This window comes from Streptomyces sp. NPDC024698 (genome assembly GCF_055559015.1).
The window spans coordinates 168,157-188,557 of record NZ_JBVHLK010000014.1 but is presented as its reverse complement, the minus strand read 5'-3'; the positions used below and the strand labels follow the sequence as shown (position 1 = coordinate 188,557).

The 20,401-nt window shown below is 72.3% G+C and carries 16 protein-coding genes and 1 pseudogene; 11 read left to right on the top strand and 6 right to left on the bottom strand.

Annotated features, from left to right (window positions below):
- The first annotated feature begins 58 nt into the window (after window positions 1–58).
- The gene (locus ACZ4AA_RS27160; protein WP_467608268.1) at window positions 59–349 is read left to right on the top strand and encodes a DUF3303 family protein; all 291 of its coding nucleotides are present in this window, start codon (window positions 59–61) and stop codon (window positions 347–349) included.
- A gap of 82 nt (window positions 350–431) precedes the next feature.
- Here ACZ4AA_RS27160 and ACZ4AA_RS27155 read toward each other — a convergent pair whose 3' ends face one another.
- The 3 genes from ACZ4AA_RS27155 to ACZ4AA_RS27145 form a co-directional block, all read right to left on the bottom strand.
- Window positions 432–1,082, bottom strand: a complete 651-nt coding sequence (locus ACZ4AA_RS27155) for a hypothetical protein (protein WP_467608264.1) — start codon at window positions 1,080–1,082, stop codon at window positions 432–434.
- A 203-nt stretch (window positions 1,083–1,285) separates the two neighbouring features.
- Entirely contained in the window at window positions 1,286–1,981 is a 696-nt protein-coding gene (locus ACZ4AA_RS27150) for a GntR family transcriptional regulator (RefSeq protein ID WP_467608336.1), read from the bottom strand.
- A gap of 171 nt (window positions 1,982–2,152) precedes the next feature.
- Complete coding sequence (locus ACZ4AA_RS27145) at window positions 2,153–3,508, bottom strand: aminotransferase class III-fold pyridoxal phosphate-dependent enzyme (protein WP_467608261.1); 1,356 nt, start codon at window positions 3,506–3,508, stop codon at window positions 2,153–2,155.
- 306 nt (window positions 3,509–3,814) lie between these two features.
- Between ACZ4AA_RS27145 and ACZ4AA_RS27140 the strand changes: the two genes are divergently transcribed.
- Both ACZ4AA_RS27140 and ACZ4AA_RS27135 read left to right on the top strand, forming a co-directional pair.
- Window positions 3,815–5,869, top strand: a complete 2,055-nt coding sequence (locus tag ACZ4AA_RS27140; protein WP_467608259.1) for a serine/threonine-protein kinase — start codon at window positions 3,815–3,817, stop codon at window positions 5,867–5,869.
- 137 nt (window positions 5,870–6,006) lie between these two features.
- A pseudogene (locus ACZ4AA_RS27135) lies at window positions 6,007–7,537 on the top strand (substrate-binding domain-containing protein).
- A 77-nt stretch (window positions 7,538–7,614) separates the two neighbouring features.
- Here the strand turns inward: ACZ4AA_RS27135 and ACZ4AA_RS27130 are convergent.
- Entirely contained in the window at window positions 7,615–8,355 is a 741-nt protein-coding gene (locus tag ACZ4AA_RS27130) for an SLATT domain-containing protein (RefSeq protein ID WP_467608254.1), read from the bottom strand.
- A gap of 299 nt (window positions 8,356–8,654) precedes the next feature.
- On the opposite strand from ACZ4AA_RS27130, the gene ACZ4AA_RS27125 reads away from it, so the two are divergent.
- The 7 genes from ACZ4AA_RS27125 to ACZ4AA_RS27095 all read left to right on the top strand — a co-directional run bounded on the left by ACZ4AA_RS27125 (window position 8,655) and on the right by ACZ4AA_RS27095 (window position 15,199).
- Window positions 8,655–8,999 carry a YbaB/EbfC family nucleoid-associated protein gene (locus ACZ4AA_RS27125; RefSeq protein ID WP_385398827.1) on the top strand — a complete coding sequence of 115 codons (345 nt, stop codon included), beginning with the start codon at window positions 8,655–8,657 and terminating at the stop codon, window positions 8,997–8,999.
- Between the two features lie 98 nt (window positions 9,000–9,097).
- The gene (gene recR / locus ACZ4AA_RS27120) at window positions 9,098–9,697 is read left to right on the top strand and encodes a recombination mediator RecR (protein WP_467608249.1); all 600 of its coding nucleotides are present in this window, start codon (window positions 9,098–9,100) and stop codon (window positions 9,695–9,697) included.
- Window positions 9,690–10,349: a DUF5063 domain-containing protein gene (locus ACZ4AA_RS27115; protein WP_467608245.1), complete on the top strand. Its 660-nt coding sequence runs from the start codon at window positions 9,690–9,692 to the stop codon at window positions 10,347–10,349. Before recR ends, ACZ4AA_RS27115 begins: the two co-directional genes overlap by 8 nt.
- Before the next feature lie 242 nt (window positions 10,350–10,591).
- Complete coding sequence (locus tag ACZ4AA_RS27110; RefSeq protein ID WP_467608240.1) at window positions 10,592–11,875, top strand: aspartate kinase; 1,284 nt, start codon at window positions 10,592–10,594, stop codon at window positions 11,873–11,875.
- Window positions 11,872–12,933, top strand: a complete 1,062-nt coding sequence (locus ACZ4AA_RS27105) for an aspartate-semialdehyde dehydrogenase (RefSeq protein ID WP_467608234.1) — start codon at window positions 11,872–11,874, stop codon at window positions 12,931–12,933. The genes ACZ4AA_RS27110 and ACZ4AA_RS27105 overlap by 4 nt, the downstream gene beginning before the upstream one ends.
- Window positions 12,934–13,400: 467 nt before the next feature.
- Window positions 13,401–14,069: a SigE family RNA polymerase sigma factor gene (locus ACZ4AA_RS27100; protein WP_467608228.1), complete on the top strand. Its 669-nt coding sequence runs from the start codon at window positions 13,401–13,403 to the stop codon at window positions 14,067–14,069.
- Entirely contained in the window at window positions 14,066–15,199 is a 1,134-nt protein-coding gene (locus tag ACZ4AA_RS27095) for a hypothetical protein (RefSeq protein WP_467608221.1), read from the top strand. The genes ACZ4AA_RS27100 and ACZ4AA_RS27095 overlap by 4 nt, the downstream gene beginning before the upstream one ends.
- A 115-nt stretch (window positions 15,200–15,314) precedes the next feature.
- On the opposite strand, the gene ACZ4AA_RS27090 is transcribed toward ACZ4AA_RS27095, so the two are convergent.
- Window positions 15,315–16,154, bottom strand: a complete 840-nt coding sequence (locus ACZ4AA_RS27090; RefSeq protein WP_467608216.1) for an SURF1 family protein — start codon at window positions 16,152–16,154, stop codon at window positions 15,315–15,317.
- Window positions 16,155–16,352: 198 nt separating this feature from the next.
- Between ACZ4AA_RS27090 and ACZ4AA_RS27085 the strand changes: the two genes are divergently transcribed.
- Window positions 16,353–18,182 carry a S9 family peptidase gene (locus ACZ4AA_RS27085; protein WP_467608213.1) on the top strand — a complete coding sequence of 610 codons (1,830 nt, stop codon included), beginning with the start codon at window positions 16,353–16,355 and terminating at the stop codon, window positions 18,180–18,182.
- A 123-nt stretch (window positions 18,183–18,305) separates the two neighbouring features.
- Here the strand turns inward: ACZ4AA_RS27085 and ACZ4AA_RS27080 are convergent, their stop codons facing one another.
- A complete protein-coding gene (locus ACZ4AA_RS27080; RefSeq protein WP_467608332.1) occupies window positions 18,306–20,282 on the bottom strand; it encodes an NAD-binding protein in 1,977 nt (658 codons plus the stop codon).
- Window positions 20,283–20,401 lie beyond the last annotated feature (119 nt).

Here is a 20,401-nt window from a genome sequence, read left to right as displayed (position 1 = left end):
CTGAAAGCGCACGTTCGGGTGCTTCTGCGTGCGTCGGCCGAAGGACAAGGAGACTGCGATGCGCGTGATGCTCAGGGCGACGATGGACACGGAGAAGGCCAACGAGCTCATCCGGAGCGGAAAGCTTCCGCAACTGATGCAGCGGACGATGGAGCGGATCAAACCCGAGGCGTCCTACTTCACCACCCACGAAGGCAGCCGCGCCTGCTACATGGTCTTCGACCTGGAGGACACCAGCCAGATCCCGGTGATCGCCGAGCCGTTCTTCATGGAACTCGGCGCCAAGATCGAGCTCGCCCCCGTCATGAACGCGGAGGACCTCCACAAGGGCCTGTCCCAGCTGGGCTGACGGCCCACCGGACGCGTTCCGTCCGGCTCGGTGCGGGGCCGCGCGGACCGTGTCCTGGCCCCGCACCGGGAGTGGGCGCGGATCAGCTGAAGACGATCATGGAGCCCTGGGCGAGGCTCCGGGTCGCCGCCGCGTGCAGGCCGAGCCACACATGGCGCTCGCGGGCGAAGGGGCTGGAGTCGTAGGGGGCCGGAGCCGCGGGCTCCTCCAGCTCCGTCGGGGCGCTCGGCGGCTGCGGAGGCGCCGGGGGATTGGCCGGGTCGATGCCGATCGAGGGCGCCACGAACTCGAGTTCGCGCAGGAGAACCTGCGAGGAGCCCAACGGTCCGCCGCCCGCGAGGAGTTCGTCGTTGGCCAGCGGGTGGGGGAACTCCACCGGGACGTAGGCGCCCGCGTGGTCGTAGTGCCAGACCAGATGGGACTGCTGGGCGTTCGACTCGAACATCTCCAGCAACTGCTCGTAGTCGCCACCGAGTTCGTCGACCGGCGCCACCGCGAGCCCGCACATCTGGAGGAGGTACGCGCGGCGCAGGAAGTGCAGCGCCTCGTAGTCGAAGCCGGCGACCGGGGCCACGTCACCCGACAGGCCCGGCATGTACGCGTACACCGGCACCGGTGGGAGCCCGGACTCGGCGAGCACCTTGTCGTAGAGCGCCAGTTCCTCGGCGAAGGGGTTGTCGGGGGTGTGGCACAGCACGTCGACGAGCGGGACCAACCACAGGTCACAGGCCAACAGACGGCTCCTCTTGCTCCTTGGGGTGCAGGGTGGTCAGGGCAGCGTAGTGCGCATGGCGGTCCTGTGAAGAGGCCGGTACGCAAGTACGTTCCCCGGGGGCCGGGGTTGTCCGTCCCCGGGGCCACGCCCCCCTCCCCTCGATCGCCCGGAGAGGGGGTCCTCAAACGCGGGACCGCCGCTGTCCCGCCCCGGACCCCGGTTCAGGGGGCGTCGAGGCGCTCGATGAGGGTGAGAGCGTGCTCGTTGTACGCCGTCACGATCGCCCGTGCCCCGTCGGCGTCGCGGTGCGCGAGGGCGTCCACCAACTGGGTGTGACCGGACCACAGGTGGCCCTTGAGGTCCGAGACATGGCGCAGGTGCTGGACCGTGCAGACCCAGGACTGGACCCGCATCCGGTGCAGGAAGTCGGCGAGGTAGGTGTTGCCGAAGAGGTTGCTCAGTTCGCGCCAGTAACGGAGGTCGTAGCCGATGAGGATGTTCAGATCGCCGGCGGTGGCCGCGCGCTGGGCCTCCTCGCCGCGGCGCCGGACGGCCGCGAGGGCGGCGAGGGCGCCGGGGTCGTCGGCCTGCGGCATCCCGCTGGCCACGAGGTGCTGGAACATGCCGTCCGTGATCAGGCTGCGGGCCTCGATCATGCCGCGGTAGTCGGCGCCCGAGTACTCGTGGACCCGGAAGCCGCGGTGCTGGTCCGCGTCCAGGAGTCCCTGGGCCGACAGGTCGACCAGGGCCTCGCGGACCGGGGTGGCGGAGACGCCGTACTGCTCGGCGATCTCCTTCACCGTGAACTCCTGGCCGGGCCGGAGACGGCCCCCGAGCACCTCGTCACGGAGCGCGTCCGCGATCTGCTGCCGCAGGGTGCTGCGTGTTACGGCGCCGCTGCCGCCGGTCCCGGCCATGGTGGTGGTCTCACTCCCCGTCGCGTTCCTGGGTGCGCGCATCAGCTCGCGCATCTCGTCGAGCAGGCCACCATACGCCGTGGGGGCCGGCGACCCGATGCCCCGGCACCCCCGAAGGGGCAGGGGGAACCCGGCCGCCGGCCCACGGGCTCGCGGACACGACCTACGGCCTCACACCGTGTGCTCGTCCGCCACCGACAGGGCCGCGTCCAGGGCCGCCAGGCCCTCCTTGGCCTCGGCCTCGGTGATGTTGCACGGCGGGACGACGTGGGTGCGGTTCATGTTGATGAAGGGCCACAGACCGCGGGCCTTGGCGGCGGCGCCGAACGCGGCCATCGGCGCGTTCGCCTCGCCCGAGGCGTTGTACGGGACCAGCGGCTCGCGGGTCTCCCGGTTCTTCACCAGCTCAAGCGCCCAGAAGACGCCCGTGCCGCGCACCTCGCCGACACTGGGGTGCCGCTCGGCCAGCGCGCGCAGCCCCGGTCCGAGGACGGTCTCGCCGATCGTGGCAGCCTGGCCGACGATCCCCTCCTCCTCCATGACGTTGATCGTCGCGACGGCGGCGGCGCAGGCCAGCGGGTGCCCGGAATAGGTGAGTCCGCCCGGGTAGGGCCGCCGGGCGAAGGTCTCGGCGATGGCGGAGGAGATCGCCACACCGCCCAGCGGCACATAGCCGGAGTTCACGCCCTTGGCGAAGGTCATCAGGTCCGGCGTCACCTCGTAGTGGTCCGCGGCGAACCACTCGCCGGTGCGGCCGAACCCGGCCATGACCTCGTCCAGGATGAAGACGATCCCGTACCGGTCGCAGATCTCCCGCACGCCGGTGAGGTAGCCGGGCGGCGGCGTCATGATGCCCGCGGTGCCCGGGATCGTCTCCAGGATCAGGGCCGCTATGGTCCCGGGCCCCTCGAAGGCGATCGTGTCCTCCAGGTGCTGGAGCGCGCGCTCGCACTCCTGCCGCTCGCTGTCGGAGTGGAAGGGGCTGCGGTACAGGAACGGCGCCCAGAAGTGGACGACACCGGCCGCGCCGAGGTCGTTCGGCCAGCGCCGCGGGTCACCGGTGAGGTTGATCGCCGTGGAGGTGGCCCCGTGGTACGAGCGGTAGGCGGAGAGCACCTTCGGGCGGCCGGTGTGCAGCCGGGCCATCCGCGTGGCGTTCTCGACGGCCTCCGCGCCCCCGTTGGTGAAGAAGATCTTGTCCAGGTCGCCGGGGGTCCGCTCGGCGATCAGCCGGGCCGCCTCGGAGCGCGCCTCGACGGCGAAGGCGGGCGCGAAGGTGGACAGGGTGGCGGCCTGCTCCTGGATCGCGGCGACGACCTTCGGGTGCTGGTAGCCGATGTTGGTGAAGACGAGCCCGCTGGTGAAGTCCAGATACCGCTTGCCTTCGTAGTCCCAGAAGTAGGACCCCTCCGCACCGGCGACGGCGAGCGGGTCGATGAGCTCCTGCGCGGACCAGGAGTGGAACACGTGCGCGCGGTCCGCGGCCTTCACGGCGGCGCCGGTCTGGGGGTTGGGCTGAGGGGTCATGCGGCGAAGCGTAAATGTCCACGGACCGGGTGCGATATCGGCGTCCTGTCTGCGGTCGGGGGCATTACGCGACAGACTGTCGGGCTTGGCCGCCGGGTGCGAGGAACCGGCGGCGGTACCGGCGCGGGCGCTGCCGGGTGGCAGCCGCCGGGAGCCCGGCGGCGGGGGACGTCGGGGACAACGGGGAGAGCCGTTACCAAAACGGCACCAGTCGTGACGGAACCGTGGACACCGCTCGGCACGGCTCCCGCAACGGCGCACTATCCTCGGTCTGTTGCACACATATGGGGGAGGGTGGGCACCGTCATGGAGAAGCTGGGGGCAGGGGATCCGCAGCAGATCGGGGTGTACCGACTGCTGGCGCGACTGGGCGCCGGAGGGATGGGACACGTCTATCTCGCGCGGTCCGACCGGGGACGTACCGTCGCCGTGAAACTCGTCAGGCCGGAGCTCGCCGAACAGGAGGAGTTCCGGGCCCGCTTCCGCCAGGAGGTGCGGGCCGCCCGACGGGTCGGCGGGCTGTGGACCGCGCCCGTCCTGGACGCGGACACCGAGGCCCCGATCCCGTGGGTCGCCACCGGCTACGTCGCCGGGCCCTCGCTCCAGGGCGTCGTCGGGCGCGACCACGGCGCACTGCCCGAGCGGTCCGTGCGCATCCTGGCCGCGGGCCTCGCGCACGCGCTCAAGGACATCCATGCCGCGGGCCTCATCCACCGCGACCTCAAGCCCTCGAACGTCCTCGTCACCATCGACGGCCCCCGGGTCATCGACTTCGGCATCGCGCGTGCCCTGGAGACGGTGACCGACGGCGGCCTGACCCACACCGGGGCGCTCGTCGGCTCTCCCGGGTTCATGGCGCCCGAGCAGGTGCGCGGCGACCGCGTCACCCCCGCGTGCGACATCTTCTGCCTCGGCTCGGTCCTGTCGTACGCGGCCACCGGCGCCCTTCCGTTCAGCGCGGCCAACAGCGGTGTGCACGCCATGATGTTCCGCATCGCGCAGGAGGACCCCGACCTGACGGGAGTGCCCGAGGGCCTCGCCGACCTGGTGCGGGACTGTCTGCGCAAGGACCCCGGCGCCCGGCCCGGTCTCGACGAGATCCTGGAGCGCACGGGCGCGGAGGACACCGTCGCCGAGGGGCGCACGCTCGACCCGTGGCTGCCCGGCTCGCTGGTGGCCCAGCTGGGGCGCCACGCCGTGCAGCTGCTCGACACGGAGAACCCCGACGCGGGACCGCCGCAGCTCCCGCCCGGTTCTCCGGCCCCCGGTGCCGCGCTCGCCCTGCCGCCGGCCCCTGTCGCGGCCCCCGACCTGTCCAAGCCGCCGTCCGGCGCGCCCGCCTCCTCGTCCTCGGCTTCCTCCTCGACGCCCTCCGCCTCCTCCTCGGCGCCCGCCGCGTCGTCCGAGGCCTCCTCCGAGCACGCGTCCACGCCCGCCGGCCCGGGCGCCACGCCTCCCGCCCCGGGGCAGCCCGGCCCGGTGAACCATCTGCCGACCATGATCGCGGGCTCGGGCGCGACGCCCCCTCCGGCGGCACCGGCCGGCCCGCACCCGGCCTACGGCTATCCGCAGCAGCACCCGCAGCCGTCCGGCCAGGTCCCGGGTCACCCCGCGTACGGCTATCCGCAAGCGGGCTGGGGCGCCCAGCCCCCGTACGGTTCGACGCCTCCCTACGGTCCGGGTGTGACGGCCAACCCGTACGGACCCGGCGGCGCGACCCCGCCCTACGGGCCGACACCTCCCTACGGTGCCGGTGTCGCCGCGCTCGGTCCGGAGGCCCCGCGCCGGAGCAGCCGGTCCACCGCCCTGCTCGTCGCCGTGGCCCTGGTCGTCGCGCTGGGCGCGGGCGGCGGCGTGTTCGCGCTGCTGAACGGCCGCGGGGGCGGGGGCGGCACGGAGGACCCCAAGGCGTCCGGCACGGCCGCCGCGGGGACGACACCGGGGCAGAGCGCGTCGCAGGTTCCCACCACCGCCTCCCCGCTGCTGTCCAGCGCCCCGGCGACACCGGGCGGCACGATCCCGCAGGCGTTCCTCGGCACCTGGGACGCGGTCATCGACAACGACACCGGCCACCACACGCGCCGCATGACGATCCAGCAGGGCGGTGTCGGCGACACGGTGCTGACGCTCGTCGCGGACGGCTCGATCGGCTACCACTGTGTCTTCGAGGCGGCTCTCTCCTCGGCCCCGGGGCCGAGCGGGCCGCTGGAGATCGGCCCCTCCTCGGTCACGGTGGGGGGACTGCCGTCCTGCAAGCCGGGTGACGCCTCCGAGGTCACCCTCCTGCCGGACGGCCGGCTGCGGCGGGCCAAGACGGGCTCGGCGGCCGAGGCCGAGCTGACGTACACCAGGAGCGGCTGAGCCCCCGGGCGGCCCCGCGGGCTTCGGCGGCCGTTGACGTCCACGGCCGCCGAAGTTCACTTCCCGTAGGTGGGCCGTTTCCGGCCGGAGCCGTACGGTGACCGCACCGCAGGGCAGTGCTCGGGGGAGTGGCTCACGTGGAGTGGCTGAGCGCAGAGAACGTCGTGGCCGTCGGGACCGCCGTCATCGGTGTCGTCTCCTCCGCCGTGATGGTCTGGTACGAGCGGAGGGTGCCGCGCCGCAAGACCGTCGGCTACCGCGTCCAGATGGACAACCCCATCGGCGACGGGGTCCGCTCGGGACGCGCGAACGTGCGGCTCGGGCTGTTCGACGAGACGCCCGGGATGTCCGACGCCACCCTCGTGCTGCTGCGGATCGAGAACGACGGCTCGCAGAGCATCGCCGGGGAGGACTACACCAGCCACGAACGGCACGGTCTGACCGCGGTGTTCACCGACCGCACCATCCGCGGTGTGTCCGTGACCCAGCCGCCCGGCACCGACCATCTGATGGACCACTTCACCTCGGCCGCCGGGCTCGGCTACGAGAACGGCACCCTGCGCATCCCGCGGGTCCCGCTGAACCGGGGCGAGCACTTCAAGCTGCTCGTCCTGCTGTCGGGCGGCGACGTGGGATGCCCGGTCCGGATCGTCGGCGGCATCCGGGACGGTGAGGTCCGGCCCAACCGCAGTACGACCCCCGACGAGCAGCCGCCGTTGTTCAGCCGGGCCGCGCGGCTGTTCACCGTGCTGCTGACGGTGTGCGTCGTCACGCTGGCCCTGATCGTCGTCCAGCGCGACGACACCCCGCCCCCGATCGGCTGCGAGCGGGGCACGCTGGCCATCACCGGCTCGACCGCCTTCGAGCCGGTGGCCCGCGAACTGGCACAGAAGTACGAGCACGACTGCCAGGGTTCCACGATCACGGTGGAGGCCCAGGGCAGCACGGCCGGCGTGCGTGAGCTCGACGCGGCGGGGCGGGAGTCGAAGAAGGGGTCCCCGCCCCTGATCGCGCTCTCCGACGGTCCCAGGCCCGGCGACTTCCCGAGACTGCGGGAGAACCGGATCGCGGTGTCGGTCTTCACGCTGGTCGTCAACGACGCCGTCGCGGTGAGGAACCTGTCGCTGGGCGACGTACGGCGGCTGTACCGCGGCGAGATCAGGAACTGGAAGCAGCTGCGGCCCCGACCTGCCCGTCCTGCTGGTCAGCCGGGACGCCGACTCCGGGACCCGGCAGGTGTTCCAGCGTCGGGTGCTCGGGCGCGGCGAGATCGCCAACTCCTCGCTGGACTGCGTCCACAAGGACGACGCGACGGCGCCCCTCGTGCGGTGCGAACTCGACTCCACCGAGCAGGTGCTGGCCGCGGTCGCCCGGCTGCGCGGCGCGATCGGCTACAGCGAGCTCAACGACGCCACCGGCCGCAAGGGCCTGCACCGGGTCGGCCTCGACGGTCACGCCGCCTCCGTCGAGGACCTGGAGCGGGGCACCTCGGCGTATCCGTACCGCGAGATCGAGTACGCCTACACCTACGGGCAGCCGCCCGCCGACTGCCTCGCCTCCAGCTTCCTCTCCTACATCGGCAGGGGCAGCGGCCAGGACGTCATCCGCACCCACGGCCATCTGCCCTGCGGGACACCGGTCGGGCTGAGGATCTGCGGAGCCGGGTGACACCGCCCGGGAGGCGGATCGGATGACACCGCCCGGGCCCGCCCTCCCGGCGGACGACGCGACGTTGCGTACACGACCTAGCGCGGCTCGGGCGGGCGCTGGCGGGGCATGTTCGGGCGGGTGCCGGGCGGCAGCGGCGTGCGCCCGTTCGGCGGCGGGCCCTCGGTCCGGGCCGCTCCCGCCGCCGACTGGATGCCGAGCGGCGCCGGTCCGGTGCGGAACTCCACCATCCAGTCCGCCGTCTCGGTGCGCACCAGCTCGGTGACGTCCTCGGAGAACCTCCGCAGCACGCCGATGCACCGGTCGGCCGCCTCGCTGGCCGTCCCGTCGGCCGGTCCGAGCACCTCCCGGACACTCTCGGACGCCCAGTCGAACTGAAGTGCCTGAAGCCGCCGCTGCACGGCCTGCGCGGTGGCCACGTCCCTTATCCATCCCGAGGTCACCCCGAAGAACCGGTCGACGGCGGCACACGAGACCGCGAGCAGCAGCGCCAGATATCCCCAGGGAGCCACCCCGCGCACCGAGCGGGTGAGGTCGAGCAGCGGCAGCGCGGCCCCGGCGACGGCGCCCAGCGAGGCGCCGCACCGCAGCGCCCGCGCCGCCCGCCGCTTCCACACGCGGTCGGACAGATACCAGGCGGCCGTGTCCAGCGCCCCCTGCTCCACCCACCGGTAGAGCTCGTGGAGCCGCTCCGCGGGCTCCTCCCAGTCGCCGAGCGGAAACGGCCGGCCCATCAGTTCCCCCGGCCGCAGCCCCGACGCGAACTCGCTCCGCCCGTCCTGGAGCGGCCCCTCCGGCTGCATCTCCGGCTGACTCACCCGGCACTCCCTAGCTGACGACGGTGACGACGGACGACGGTGACGACGGTGGCGGCACTGACACTGCGTGACGTCCTGTGACACGTGGTGCATTTGCGCCGCCCCCTTCCTACCGCTCAATGGGTGGCGATGGACCGGGTTTACCGGCTTTTCCGCCCGGAAGAGGGCCTTGATCAGGTATAGGAGCGGCTGTGATGTCACTCGAAAGAGTGCTTGGGCGACGGGCCCGTCGACCACGTAGGCTCGTGCTGGACAGGAAAAAGCCCTCGGAAAGCCGTACTCGAAACCAGGAGCTGATCGTGATTCCCGGTGGTGGCCAGCCCAACATGCAGCAGCTGCTCCAGCAGGCCCAGAAGATGCAGCAGGACCTGGCGAACGCGCAGGAGGAGCTGGCGCGGACGGAGGTCGGGGGCCAGTCCGGCGGCGGCCTGGTGAAGGCGACCGTGACGGGCTCCGGAGAGCTCCGTGCCCTGGTGATCGACCCGAAGGCGGTCGACCCCGAGGACACCGAGACGCTCGCCGACCTGATCGTCGCGGCCGTCCACGCGGCGAACGAGAACGCGCAGGCGCTCCAGCAGCGGACTCTCGGCCCGCTCACCCAGGGGCTCGGCGGCGGCAGCGGTATCCCCGGTCTGCCTTTCTAAGACCGGCGGCATCCAACTACCGTACGCACCAGGAAGAAACAGCAGGAAGAAAAGCGGGACGGGACCAGGCGGTACCGGAGCGATCGGAAGGCAGTCCGTTGTACGAAGGCGTTGTCCAGGACCTCATCGACGAACTGGGGCGGCTCCCCGGCGTCGGTCCCAAGAGCGCGCAGCGGATCGCCTTCCACATCCTCCAGGCGGAGCCCACGGACGTCCGCCGGCTCGCGCAGGCCCTCATGGAGGTCAAGGCGAAGGTCCGCTTCTGCGCGACCTGCGGCAACGTCGCGCAGGAGGAGCTGTGCGGCATCTGCCGCGATCCGCGCCGCGACCTCACGGTGATCTGTGTGGTGGAGGAGCCCAAGGACGTGGTCGCGGTCGAGCGGACACGTGAGTTCCGGGGGAAGTACCACGTGCTCGGCGGCGCGATCAGCCCGATCGAGGGGGTCGGCCCGGACGACCTGCGGATCAGGGAGCTCCTGGCACGGCTCGCCGACGGGACGGTCACCGAGCTCATCCTGGCCACGGACCCGAACCTGGAGGGCGAGGCCACGGCCACGTATCTCGCCCGCATGATCAAGCCCATGGGCCTCAAGGTCACCCGCCTGGCCAGCGGCCTCCCGGTGGGTGGCGACCTGGAATACGCGGACGAGGTCACACTCGGCCGCGCCTTCGAGGGGAGACGACTTCTAGATGTCTGACGCCACGCTGCACGAGACCAGCCCGGACCCCGACGACTTCGTGGTCCAGATCGCGGACCAGGTGGAGAGCTTCCTGGTCGCCGTCGCCGAGGTCGCCAAGGGCGACGAGCCGGACTCGGCCGTGCCCTTCCTGCTGCTGGAGGTCTCCCAGCTCCTGCTGGCCGGCGGCCGTCTCGGCGCGCACGAGGACATCGTCCCCGACGAGCGCTACGAGCCGGACCTCGGCCCGGAGGCGGACGTGGACGAACTCCGCGAGCGCCTCGCCGTGATGCTGGAGCCGATCGACGTCTACTCCGAGGTCTTCGACCCCTACGAGCCGCGCAAGGCCCCGGTCCCGGCCCGTATCTCCGACGACCTCGCCGACGTCATCGCCGACCTGCGCCACGGCATGGCCCACTACCGCGCGGGCCGCACCACGGAGGCCCTGTGGTGGTGGCAGTTCTCCTACTTCTCGAACTGGGGCTCCACCGCCTCCGCGACCCTGCGCGCCCTCCAGTCCGTGGTGGCCCACGTCCGGCTGAACCAGCCCCTTGAGGAGCTCGACGGTCTCGACACCGACCAGGAGATCGGCGAGGAGGCACTCGCGGAGGAGGCCGGCAAGGTGATGGCGGAGGAGATCGCCGGGCCGCTCGGCCTGCGCACGGTCAAGTAGTCCGTCCCGTCCCGCCCCGTCCGGGATGTGACCTGAGGCACGTTCGGAGTGGCGGGGCTCCGGCAAGGGCAGGTGCCGTCTCGGAGCGGCCGGATCTCCCTTATCGACCTGACAGCCCGGAGTGATCACGTCGTGAGCGGGACATCTCACGATGCGGTACCCCGGAAGGGAAATCCGGCCGCTCGTTAGACTGAGCCGACCGCAGTAGTGCGGTGCAGAGACGGACTGAGCGAGGAGCGCACGTGGGCCTTGTCGTGCAGAAGTACGGAGGTTCCTCCGTAGCCGATGCCGAGGGCATCAAGCGCGTCGCCAAGCGGATCGTGGAAGCGAAGAAGAACGGCCACCAGGTGGTCGTGGTCGTTTCCGCGATGGGCGACACGACGGACGAGCTGATCGATCTCGCCGAGCAGGTATCTCCGATGCCCAGCGGACGAGAGTTCGACATGCTGCTGACCGCCGGAGAGCGGATCTCCATGGCCCTGCTGGCGATGGCGATCAAGAACCTGGGCCACAGCGCCCAGAGCTTCACCGGCAGCCAGGCAGGCGTCATCACCGACTCGGTCCACAACAAAGCCCGGATCATCGACGTCACCCCGGGCCGTATCCGTACGGCGCTCGACGAGGGCAACATCGCCATCGTCGCCGGCTTCCAGGGCGTCTCGCAGGACAAGAAGGACATCACCACACTGGGCCGCGGCGGCTCGGACACCACGGCCGTCGCGCTCGCCGCGGCGCTCGACGCCGAGGTGTGCGAGATCTACACCGACGTGGACGGCGTGTTCACCGCCGACCCGCGCGTGGTGAAGAAGGCGAAGAAGATCGACTGGATCGCCTTCGAGGACATGCTGGAGCTCGCCGCCTCCGGCTCCAAGGTGCTGCTCCACCGCTGTGTGGAGTACGCCCGCCGTTACGACATCCCGATCCATGTGCGGTCGTCCTTCAGCGGACTCCAGGGCACCTGGGTCAGCAGCGCGCCACTCGTTCGAAAGCAAGGGGACCAGAAGGTGGAGCAGGCCATCATCTCCGGTGTCGCTCACGACACCTCCGAGGCCAAGGTCACGGTCGTCGGTGTCCCGGACAAGCCGGGCGAGGCCGCCGCGATCTTCCGCGCCATCGCCAACGCCGAGATCAACATCGACATGATCGTGCAGAACGTGTCGGCGGCCACCACGGGCCTGACAGACATCTCCTTCACCCTCCCGAAGACCGAGGGCCGCAAGGCCATCGACGCCCTGGAGAAGGCGAAGGGCGTGATCGGCTTCGAGTCGCTGCGCTACGACGACCAGATCGGCAAGATCTCCCTCGTCGGCGCCGGCATGAAGACCAACCCGGGTGTCACGGCCGGCTTCTTCGAGGCGCTCACCGACGCCGGGGTCAACATCGAGCTGATCTCGACCTCCGAGATCCGTATCTCCGTCGTCACCCGCGCCGACGACGTCAACGACGCCGTCCGCGCCGTGCACAGCGCCTTCGGGCTCGACTCCGACAGCGACGAGGCCGTCGTCTACGGAGGCACCGGGCGATGACCCGGCGACCGACGCTCGCGGTCGTGGGAGCGACCGGGGCCGTCGGCACGGTCATGCTCCAGATCCTGTCCCAGCACGCGGACATCTGGGGCGAGATCCGACTGATCGCCTCGCCGCGCTCGGCCGGCCGCAAGCTGGCCGTGCGCGGTGTGGAGGTCGAGGTGACGGCTCTGTCGGAGGAGGCCTTCGACGGGGTCGACGTCGCCATGTTCGACGTCCCGGACGAGGTGGCCGCCCAGTGGGCGCCGATCGCCGCCGCCAAGGGCGCGGTCGTCGTCGACAACTCCGGCGCCTTCCGGATGGACCCGGAAGTGCCCCTCGTCGTCCCCGAGGTGAATCCGCACGCCGCCCGGGTGCGCCCACGCGGGATCGTCTCCAACCCGAACTGCACGACCCTGTCCATGATCGTGGCGCTCGGTGCCCTGCACGCCGAGTTCGGGCTGCGGGAACTGGTCGTCTCCTCGTACCAGGCGGTCAGCGGGGCGGGCCGCGCGGGCATCGACACCCTGCGCCGGCAGATGTCCCTGGTCGCGGGCACGGAACTGGGGAACAGCCCCGGTGACGTACGCCGGGCCGTGGGCGACGACACGGGCCCCTTCCCGGAGCCGGTCGCCCTGAACGTGGTGCCGTGGGCCGGGTCGCTCGCCGAGGACGGCTGGTCCTCGGAGGAGATGAAGGTCCGCGACGAGACCCGCAAGATCCTCGGACTGCCCCGGCTCAGGGTCGCGGTCACCTGCGTCCGCGTGCCCGTCGTCACCACGCACTCCCTGACCGTGCACGCCCGTTTCCAGGACGAGGTGACGGTCGACAGAGCCCGGGAGATCCTGGACACCGCGCCCGGCGTCGTCCTCTTCGACAACCCGGCCGCCGGCGAGTTCCCCACGCCCGCGGACGTGGTGGGCACCGACCCGACCTGGGTGGGCCGGGTCCGCCGGGCGCTGGACGACCCGACGGCCCTCGAACTGTTCGTGTGCGGCGACAACCTGCGCAAGGGCGCCGCCCTGAACACCGCTCAGATCGCCGAGCTGGTCGCCGCGGAGATCGTCAAAGCCCCGTAGATCCCGCCCTCCTCCGGGTCAGGACCCCGCACGATCCGGCGTTCTCGCCGGTCAGGGCGTCGTGGACGTGAGCTCCCGGCGTCCCGAGGACGTAATTCCGGTGCCCCGCGGAGGGTGGGTTTGTAGGATCCCTCTCGGTCCAGTGATCAACTTAATGGTCCGGACCACTTGTACCGACTCGGGTCGGCGTTCGAAGATTTCGGTGTCCTCCCCGCAACCGCGCGGCGGACCGGGAGCGTCTTCGCCGTCGCCATTCAGGGGCGTCCGGGGGGCGGCGGGGCATTGGGCACAGGAGAAGAGCTGTTACGCATGAGGGCATCTGATGCACTGTCGCGTCGGCGCGGCGGCGTAACGGCGGTGGGACCGGGGGGCGTTCCGGTGGAGAGGATTCCGGCCGTCGTGCCGCCCGGAGCGAATGTGACGCGCGTCGCGTACAACCCTGCCGGGGGGACGTGTGTCCAACAGGCGTGGCAGAGGTACTCGAATTCACCGCGGTCCAGACGAGGGGCATGGCCCTGCGTCCACCCCGCCGACTCCGCAGCCCCGGCGCGCCCGGCGGCATGCCGGTGATCGCGCCCATGCCCTCAGCGCGGCCCGCCCGCATCCCCGGTCAGCGTGACGGCGCCCCGGACAGCCTGGCGGCCGGCACGACAGTCGACCATCTCACCGAGACCTACCGGGCGCACTACCGCTCCCTCCTCGGTCTCGCGGCGCTCCTGCTCGACGACACGGCCTCCTGCGAGGACGTCGTCCAGGAGGCCTTCATCCGGGTGCACTCGGCGCGCAAACGCGTCCGGGACCCCGAGAAGACGCTCGCCTACCTGCGGCAGACCGTCGTCAACCTCTCGCGTTCGGCCCTGCGCCGGCGCATCCTCGGCCTCAAGCTCCTGTCGAAGCCGATGCCCGACATGGCGAGCGCCGAGGAAGGCGCCTACGACCAGTTGGAGCGCGATGCCCTCATCAAGGCGATGAAGGGACTCCAGCGCCGTCAGCGCGAGGTCCTGGTCCTGCGCTACTTCGCGGACATGACCGAGGCTCAGGTCGCCGAGACGCTCGGCGTCTCGCTGGGCTCGGTGAAGGCGTACGGCTCGCGGGGCATCGCGGCGCTCCGCGTCGCCATGGGGGCTTCGGCATGAGTGGCAACGACGACCGGCTCCACCCCGAGGACCTGGGGAGCCCGGAACCCGAGCACAAGCAATCGCACGCTGGGAACGGAAATGTGAACCACGGCCCCGACGAACAGCCCGGAACACCGGACATGGACGGACTGGGACCCGAAGGGCTCGGCGGCGACGAGCTGGCACTGCGCCGGCTGCTGCACCAGGCCGTTCAGGAGATCGAACCCACCCACGGCACCCTGGACCACCTGCGCCGGGCGGTACCTGCCCGGCGCGCCCGCAAACGGCAGGCCATGGTCGGCATGGCGGCGGCGGCGCTCTTCCTGGGCACGGCGATCCCCGCGTTCGTGCACGTCTCCAACTCCTCGGGATCGAACCCCGATCCGTCCATCGCGGCCAACAGCTCACAGGCCCAGGGCGGCACGGACCAGGGCAAGAACTCGGACGGCGGCTCCGGCAAGGACGCCGGCGGCTCGGGCGGCACGTCCAAGGGCAACGGCTCCGACGGCAGGACGCGGAGTCCGGGCGGCACGGACAAGGGCGCGAACGGAGCCGTCACGGGCGGTACCGATCCCTCGGCCTCCGCCTCCGCCGCCTCCACGTGCACGGCGGACCAGCTCGGCGGTGCCTCCGGCACGGCCGCCGCACCGGACTCCACCGGCGCGGTCTACGGCTCGTTCACCGTCTCGAACGTCTCCACCGTCGCCTGCACGGTCACCAGCGCGGGCACGGTCAACGCGCTCGCCCAGGGCGCGGCCGACCCCGCCAAGGTCGGTGTGGCGACGCATGTGGGGGGCGACGCGGCCACCGGGCTGCCCGACCCCGCCACCGAGGTCACCTCCATGGTGCTCCAGCCGGGCACCTCGTACGTGGTGAAGTTCGCCTGGGTTCCCTCGTCGACGTGTCCGACCGCGGTGGAGCCCACGCCGGACCCGACCCCGACGCAGGGCGCCGGCGGCACCGGCGGCACGACGTCCGACTCGGCGGTGGCCAACCCCGCGCCCCAGCTCTTCATCGAGGACGGCACGCTGGACGGCAGCGTCGTGGTCTCCAGCACGGCGTCGACGGGCGGCGCGACAGCGTCGGTGACCGTGCCCGGCGCGTGCGCGGGCACGGTGTATCACACGGGGATCCTGTCCTCGTCCTGACGTGATCCGAAGTCCGGAACGCGGGCCCTGTGCCCCGGGCGAGAGCCCGGGCCCGGGGCCCGTTCCGCTGTGCCGGGCCGTGCGCGCCGGGCTGTGCGTGCCGGGTCGGGCGTGTCTAGGCGGTGGCGGACGGCGTCGCGGCCGCGGTGCCGGTGTCCTCGGACGCCTTCTCCCCGGCGCCCCCGGTGTCCGGGGAGTCGGGGAGCAGTCCCAGTTCGGCGTCGCGGGCGAACTCCGCCTCGCGGCGCAGCAGGCGGAACCACATGAAGACGACGAAGCCCGCGAAGACGAACCACTCGCCGGTGTAGCCGAGGTTCTGGAACGCCTTGAGGTCGAGACCGGTGTTGTCCGGCGCGGCCGGGGGCACCGCCTTCATTCCGGAGTCGGCCTTGTCGAGCGTGATCCACGCGTCGTACGGGGTGTACGGCACGAGGTTGACCAGCGACGCGGCGCTGATCGCGGCCGTCTGCCCGGCCGGAAGCCCTCCGGCGGTGCTGACGCCGTTCGAGCCGGGACTCTCGGACGCCTGGAGCGCACCCGTGACCGTGACCTCGCCGGTGGGCGCGGCCGGGGCCTTCGCCGGGTCGGCCGTGCCGGGCAGCCAGCCCCGGACGACGGGCAGTGCCTTGCCGCCGTCGACGCGCAGCAGGGTCAGCACGTAGTAGCCGCTCCTGCCGTCCAGTTCCCGGCCGGGAACGAGGAGCTGCTTGCCGTACCGGCCCTGGGCGGTGGTCTGCTTGCCTGACGTCTCCGTGGTCACGGGGAGCATCGCGGCCAGCGGCCGGGCGGGCTCCGTCGAGGCCGTCGAGGCCGTCGCCTCCGCCGTGCGGTGGTCGCGCACCCGGTCCTCGAACCGCCCCAGCTGCCACGCCCCCATGAAGACGCAGAAGGGGATGGCCAACAGCACGAAGACGTTGATCCCCCACCAGCGGGGCGTCAGCAGGAACCGGTACACGCCGTCCACGGTACGGGGCGGCCGAGCCGGGCTCGGCCGTGGGGCCCGCTCCGTACCGCTCGGCCGGTACCGCCGGGCGGGACGGCCCCGGCCCGCCGGGGGCTCGTGCGGTGGCGGACGGCACGTCGGTCGCGGAAGTTTTCCACAGGCTGGGGACCTCGTCGGCGCGAGACGGGCCGGGCCAGGCACTATGGGGCCATGACTGAGAGCACCAGGTCCACCGGGCCGCAGCAGCAGGACATGCCCGACTGGGAGAAGCGCTTCCGGGCACCGCGGGTGTCGCTGCCGGACTGGGCGGAGGACGCCCCGCACCGCGCCCTGTTCGTCTCGAACGCGACAGGGACGTACGAGCTGTACGCGTGGGACCGCGAGACCGGCGAGCAGCGCCAGGTCACCCACCGGGCGAACGGCACGACGGACGGGGTGCTCTCGCCCGACGGCGCGTGGATCTGGTGGTTCGACGACAAGGACGGCGACGAGTTCGGCGTCTGGCGGCGCCGCCCGTTCGAGGCGCCCCTGGTCGCGGGCGACGTCGACGAACCCGCGGTCCCCGGCCTCGACCCCTCGTACGCGGCGGGCCTGGCCATCGGCCGCGACGGGCGTACGGCCGTGGTGGGCCGCTCGACGGACGACGACGGATCGACGATCCACGTGGCCCGCGCGGGCGAGACCCCGGTCGAGATCTACCGGCACCGCGAGTCTGCGGGGGTCGGCGACCTCTCGCACGACGGCTCGCTGATCGCCGTCGAGCACACCGAGCACGGCGACGCGATGCACTCGGCGCTCAGGGTGCTGCGTCCGGACGGTTCGGCGGTCGCCGAGCTGGACGACACCGAGGGCGGCACGGTCGAGCTGGGCCTCGAAGTGCTGGGCTTCGCCCCTGTCGACGGGGACAGCCGGCTGCTCATCGGGCACCAGCGGCGCGGCCGCTGGGAACCCCTGGTGTGGGACGTGGCGACCGGCGCGCAGACCGACCTGGGCCTCGACCTCCCCGGAGACGTGGGCGCCGAGTGGTATCCGGACGGCTCGGGCCTGCTCATCGCCCACAGCTTCGAGGCGCGCAGCAACCTCTGGCGCTACGACCTCGCCTCCGGCGAGCTGACCGAGGTCGCGACCCCGCCCGGCACGGTCTCCGGCGCGACGGCCCGCCCGGACGGGTCGGTGGAGTATCTGTGGTCGTCGGCGGCCGAGCCCTCGGTGGTCCGTTCGACCACCGGTGAGATCGTCCTGGACCCGCCCGGTGAGAAGTCCCCTGGATCCGTGCCCGTGGAGGACGTGTGGGTCGAGGGACCCGGCGGCCGCGTCCACGCCCTGGTCCAGAAGCCGGCAGGCGCCACCGGACCGCTGCCCACCGTCTTCGAGATCCACGGCGGCCCGACCTGGCACGACAGCGACTCGTTCGCGGCGGGCCCGGCGGCCTGGGTCGACCACGGGTACGCGGTGATCCGGGTCAACTACCGCGGTTCCACCGGCTACGGCCGCGCGTGGACCGACGCGCTCAAGCACCGCGTCGGTCTGATCGAGCTGGAGGACATCGAGGCGGTCCGCGCCTGGGCGGTCACGTCCGGCCTGGCCGACCCCGACCGGCTGATCCTCACCGGCGGTTCCTGGGGCGGCTACCTCACCCTCCTCGGCGTCGGCACCCAGCCGGACGCCTGGGCCCTCGGCATCGCCGCCGTCCCGGTCGCCGACTACGTGACGGCGTACCACGACGAGATGGAGGCGCTGAAGGCCATGGACCGCACGCTCCTCGGCGGTACCCCGGAGGAGGTCCCCGAGCGCTTCGAGGCGTCCTCCCCGCTGACCTACGTCGACGCGGTCAAGGTCCCCGTGTACATCTCGGCCGGTGTCAACGACCCCCGCTGCCCCATCCGCCAGATCGACAACTACGTCACCCGCCTCGCCGCCCGCGAGGCCATGCACGAGGTCTACCGCTACGACGCGGGCCACGGCTCCCTGGTCGTCGACGAACGCATCAAGCAGGTCCGCCTGGAACTCGACTTCGCGGAGCGGCACCTGGGCCGCTGACCCCGATGCGGCGCGGGAAGGTCCGGGCTCCGGGGAAACGGACCGGACCGGACCGGACCTGGCCTGGCCTGGCCGCCGGCCGTGGGCGGGGCCGCGCGGGGGCGGCGGGTCAGGGCCGGCGGTTCACGTCTGGGCCCCCGTCCGCTGCCGGGGCCGTCGGCCGAGCAGTTCGGCCAGTCCCCGGCGGGTGGCGGCCAGCACCACGCGGTCCTCGGGCCGCAGGACATAGGCGGACGGCAGGTCCCACACCAGCCGGGGACCGCCGGGGGAGGACGCCGGGGCCGCCCGGCGCTCCGCGGGGGTCGCCGTGTCCAGCGCGAGCACGCGCCACGCCCCCGCCCGGAACGCCTCACCCACCGTGCGCCCCTCCAGCTGCGGATGCCCGCCCACGTCCACCGCGGCGAACAGCAGCACCCGCCGCTCGACCGGAATCGCCCCGAGGATCTGGCGCCCCAGCATCGCCCCCGCGAACGCGGGCGCGGCCAGATGGGACACGCTGCGGCTGCGGGTGAGCGCGCCGGGATGCGCGGCGCGCAGGGTGCGGTACACGGCGGTCGCGAAGTCGTCGTCGTACAGCCGCAGGACGACCCGCAGATCGGGCCGCAGGGTACGGGCGGAGAGCACGGCCTCCAGGTTCATCGTGTCCGCGCTGGTCAACGCCAGCAGCGCGTGCGCCCGGTGAATCTTGGCGGCCTCCAGCACCCCTTCCTGCGTGACGTCGCCCAGTACCACGGGCACCCGCAGACTCCGTGCCAGCGCGAGCCCGCGGGCCTCGGGATCGGCCTCCACGCACACCACCGGGATGCGCAGCTCACGCAGCCGGGCCAGCACCCTCGTACCGATCTTGCCGACCCCGAGCAGCACCACGTGCCCGGACAGCCCGCGGGGCGGCTTGCGCAGGGCGGTGCCGCCGCGGAAGGTGCCGAGTGCTTCCAGGACGGCGGCGAGCAGCACCGGCAGGAGCAGCAACCCGACCATTCCCGAGCAGAGTTGGAGGATCTGGCGTCCGAACGGCTCCCCGATGGCCGGGTTGTTGATGGCGAACAGGTCGAGGAGCGTCAGATAGGTCGCCTGGAGCGGACGCTCCCCGGTGACCAGCATCGAGGCCACGGCGAGTCCGACCACACAGGCGACGAGCCCCGCGAACGACAGGCGCAGCCGACGCGAGAGCAGTGAGCCGAACCACGGCATCACGCCCCGCCCCGAGCTCAGTTCGGGCCCCGAGTACGCCACGTTCTCCAGGACGACGGTCCCGCGTCCGGTGGCGGCGGCCACCGCCCTTTCGTCGGGCAGGAGTTGAGGACCCTGTGCGCCACTGCTCTCCGAACCGTCGGCGCCGGCAGGGTCGTTGGTCGTCGCGGACAGCAACGCCAGGGTGCACAGCCCCGGATCGGCGACCTGGCCCGGGCCGGGCGGCGGACGTTCCACCGCGCGGAGCATCAGCCCGTCGGTCTGGACCACCTTGCTCGTACCGGCCACGGCGGTCGCGGCGAGCGCGGGCGCGGCCGTGTCGGCGTCGGACAGGACGGTGGTGGAGGCGTCGTACGCCTCGGCGTTCCCGCCGCTCCGTGAGCCGGCCGTTCCCGACGGGCCCCCGCCGTCACCGGGTCCGCCGCTCGACGACGCGGCTGCGGCCAGCGCCGAGGCCTGGTCGAGGAGGGCCTCGATGTGCTGCCCGAGACGCCGGTTGTAGAGCCGCAGGACCAGCCGGATCCGCGGGTTGAGGCGCCGGGCCGTGAGCGCGGCACGGATGTTGGTCTCGTCGTCGTCGTACACGAGGGCGAGCGCGGTGGCCCGTTCGACGCCCGCGTAGGCGAGCGCCGCCTCGCCGAGGTCGGCGGTCTCCACGATCCGCTCGGACGCGGGCGGCTCATCGGCTCCTCCGCCCCCGTTCGTGCCCCCGTTTCCCCCGTTTCCGGAGGCCCGGTTCACCGCCGCGGAGACCCGGTCGAACAGGGCGGTGGCCCGCGCCCGTCCGACGACCGGCGGTCGCACCCCGCCCTGCGCGGGCGGCACGACCAGGGTCACCCGCTCGCCGTACACCCCACGCAACTCGGCGGCCAGCCGATGGGCCAGCGCGTCGTCCCCGGCCACCACCATGTGCTCGGCGGCGTCACCCGGCGGACTCTGAGACGGAAGATTCCCCACGAAGGAGAAGACTGCCGCACGGGGACGCCGGTTCCCAGGGGGAAGTCCCGCCGGACACGGGGGAGACGGGA

Coding starts and splice junctions, on each gene's coding strand:
- ACZ4AA_RS27150 (WP_467608336.1), bottom strand. CDS start 1,981: ATGGCCGGGACCGGCGGCAGCGGCGCCGTAACACGCAGCACCCTGCGG.
- ACZ4AA_RS27095 (WP_467608221.1), top strand. CDS start 14,066: ATGAGTGGCAACGACGACCGGCTCCACCCCGAGGACCTGGGGAGCCCG.
- ACZ4AA_RS27085 (WP_467608213.1), top strand. CDS start 16,353: ATGACTGAGAGCACCAGGTCCACCGGGCCGCAGCAGCAGGACATGCCC.
- ACZ4AA_RS27160 (WP_467608268.1), top strand. CDS start 59: ATGCGCGTGATGCTCAGGGCGACGATGGACACGGAGAAGGCCAACGAG.
- ACZ4AA_RS27140 (WP_467608259.1), top strand. CDS start 3,815: ATGGAGAAGCTGGGGGCAGGGGATCCGCAGCAGATCGGGGTGTACCGA.
- ACZ4AA_RS27115 (WP_467608245.1), top strand. CDS start 9,690: ATGTCTGACGCCACGCTGCACGAGACCAGCCCGGACCCCGACGACTTC.
- ACZ4AA_RS27105 (WP_467608234.1), top strand. CDS start 11,872: ATGACCCGGCGACCGACGCTCGCGGTCGTGGGAGCGACCGGGGCCGTC.
- ACZ4AA_RS27080 (WP_467608332.1), bottom strand. CDS start 20,282: ATGGTGGTGGCCGGGGACGACGCGCTGGCCCATCGGCTGGCCGCCGAG.
- ACZ4AA_RS27145 (WP_467608261.1), bottom strand. CDS start 3,508: ATGACCCCTCAGCCCAACCCCCAGACCGGCGCCGCCGTGAAGGCCGCG.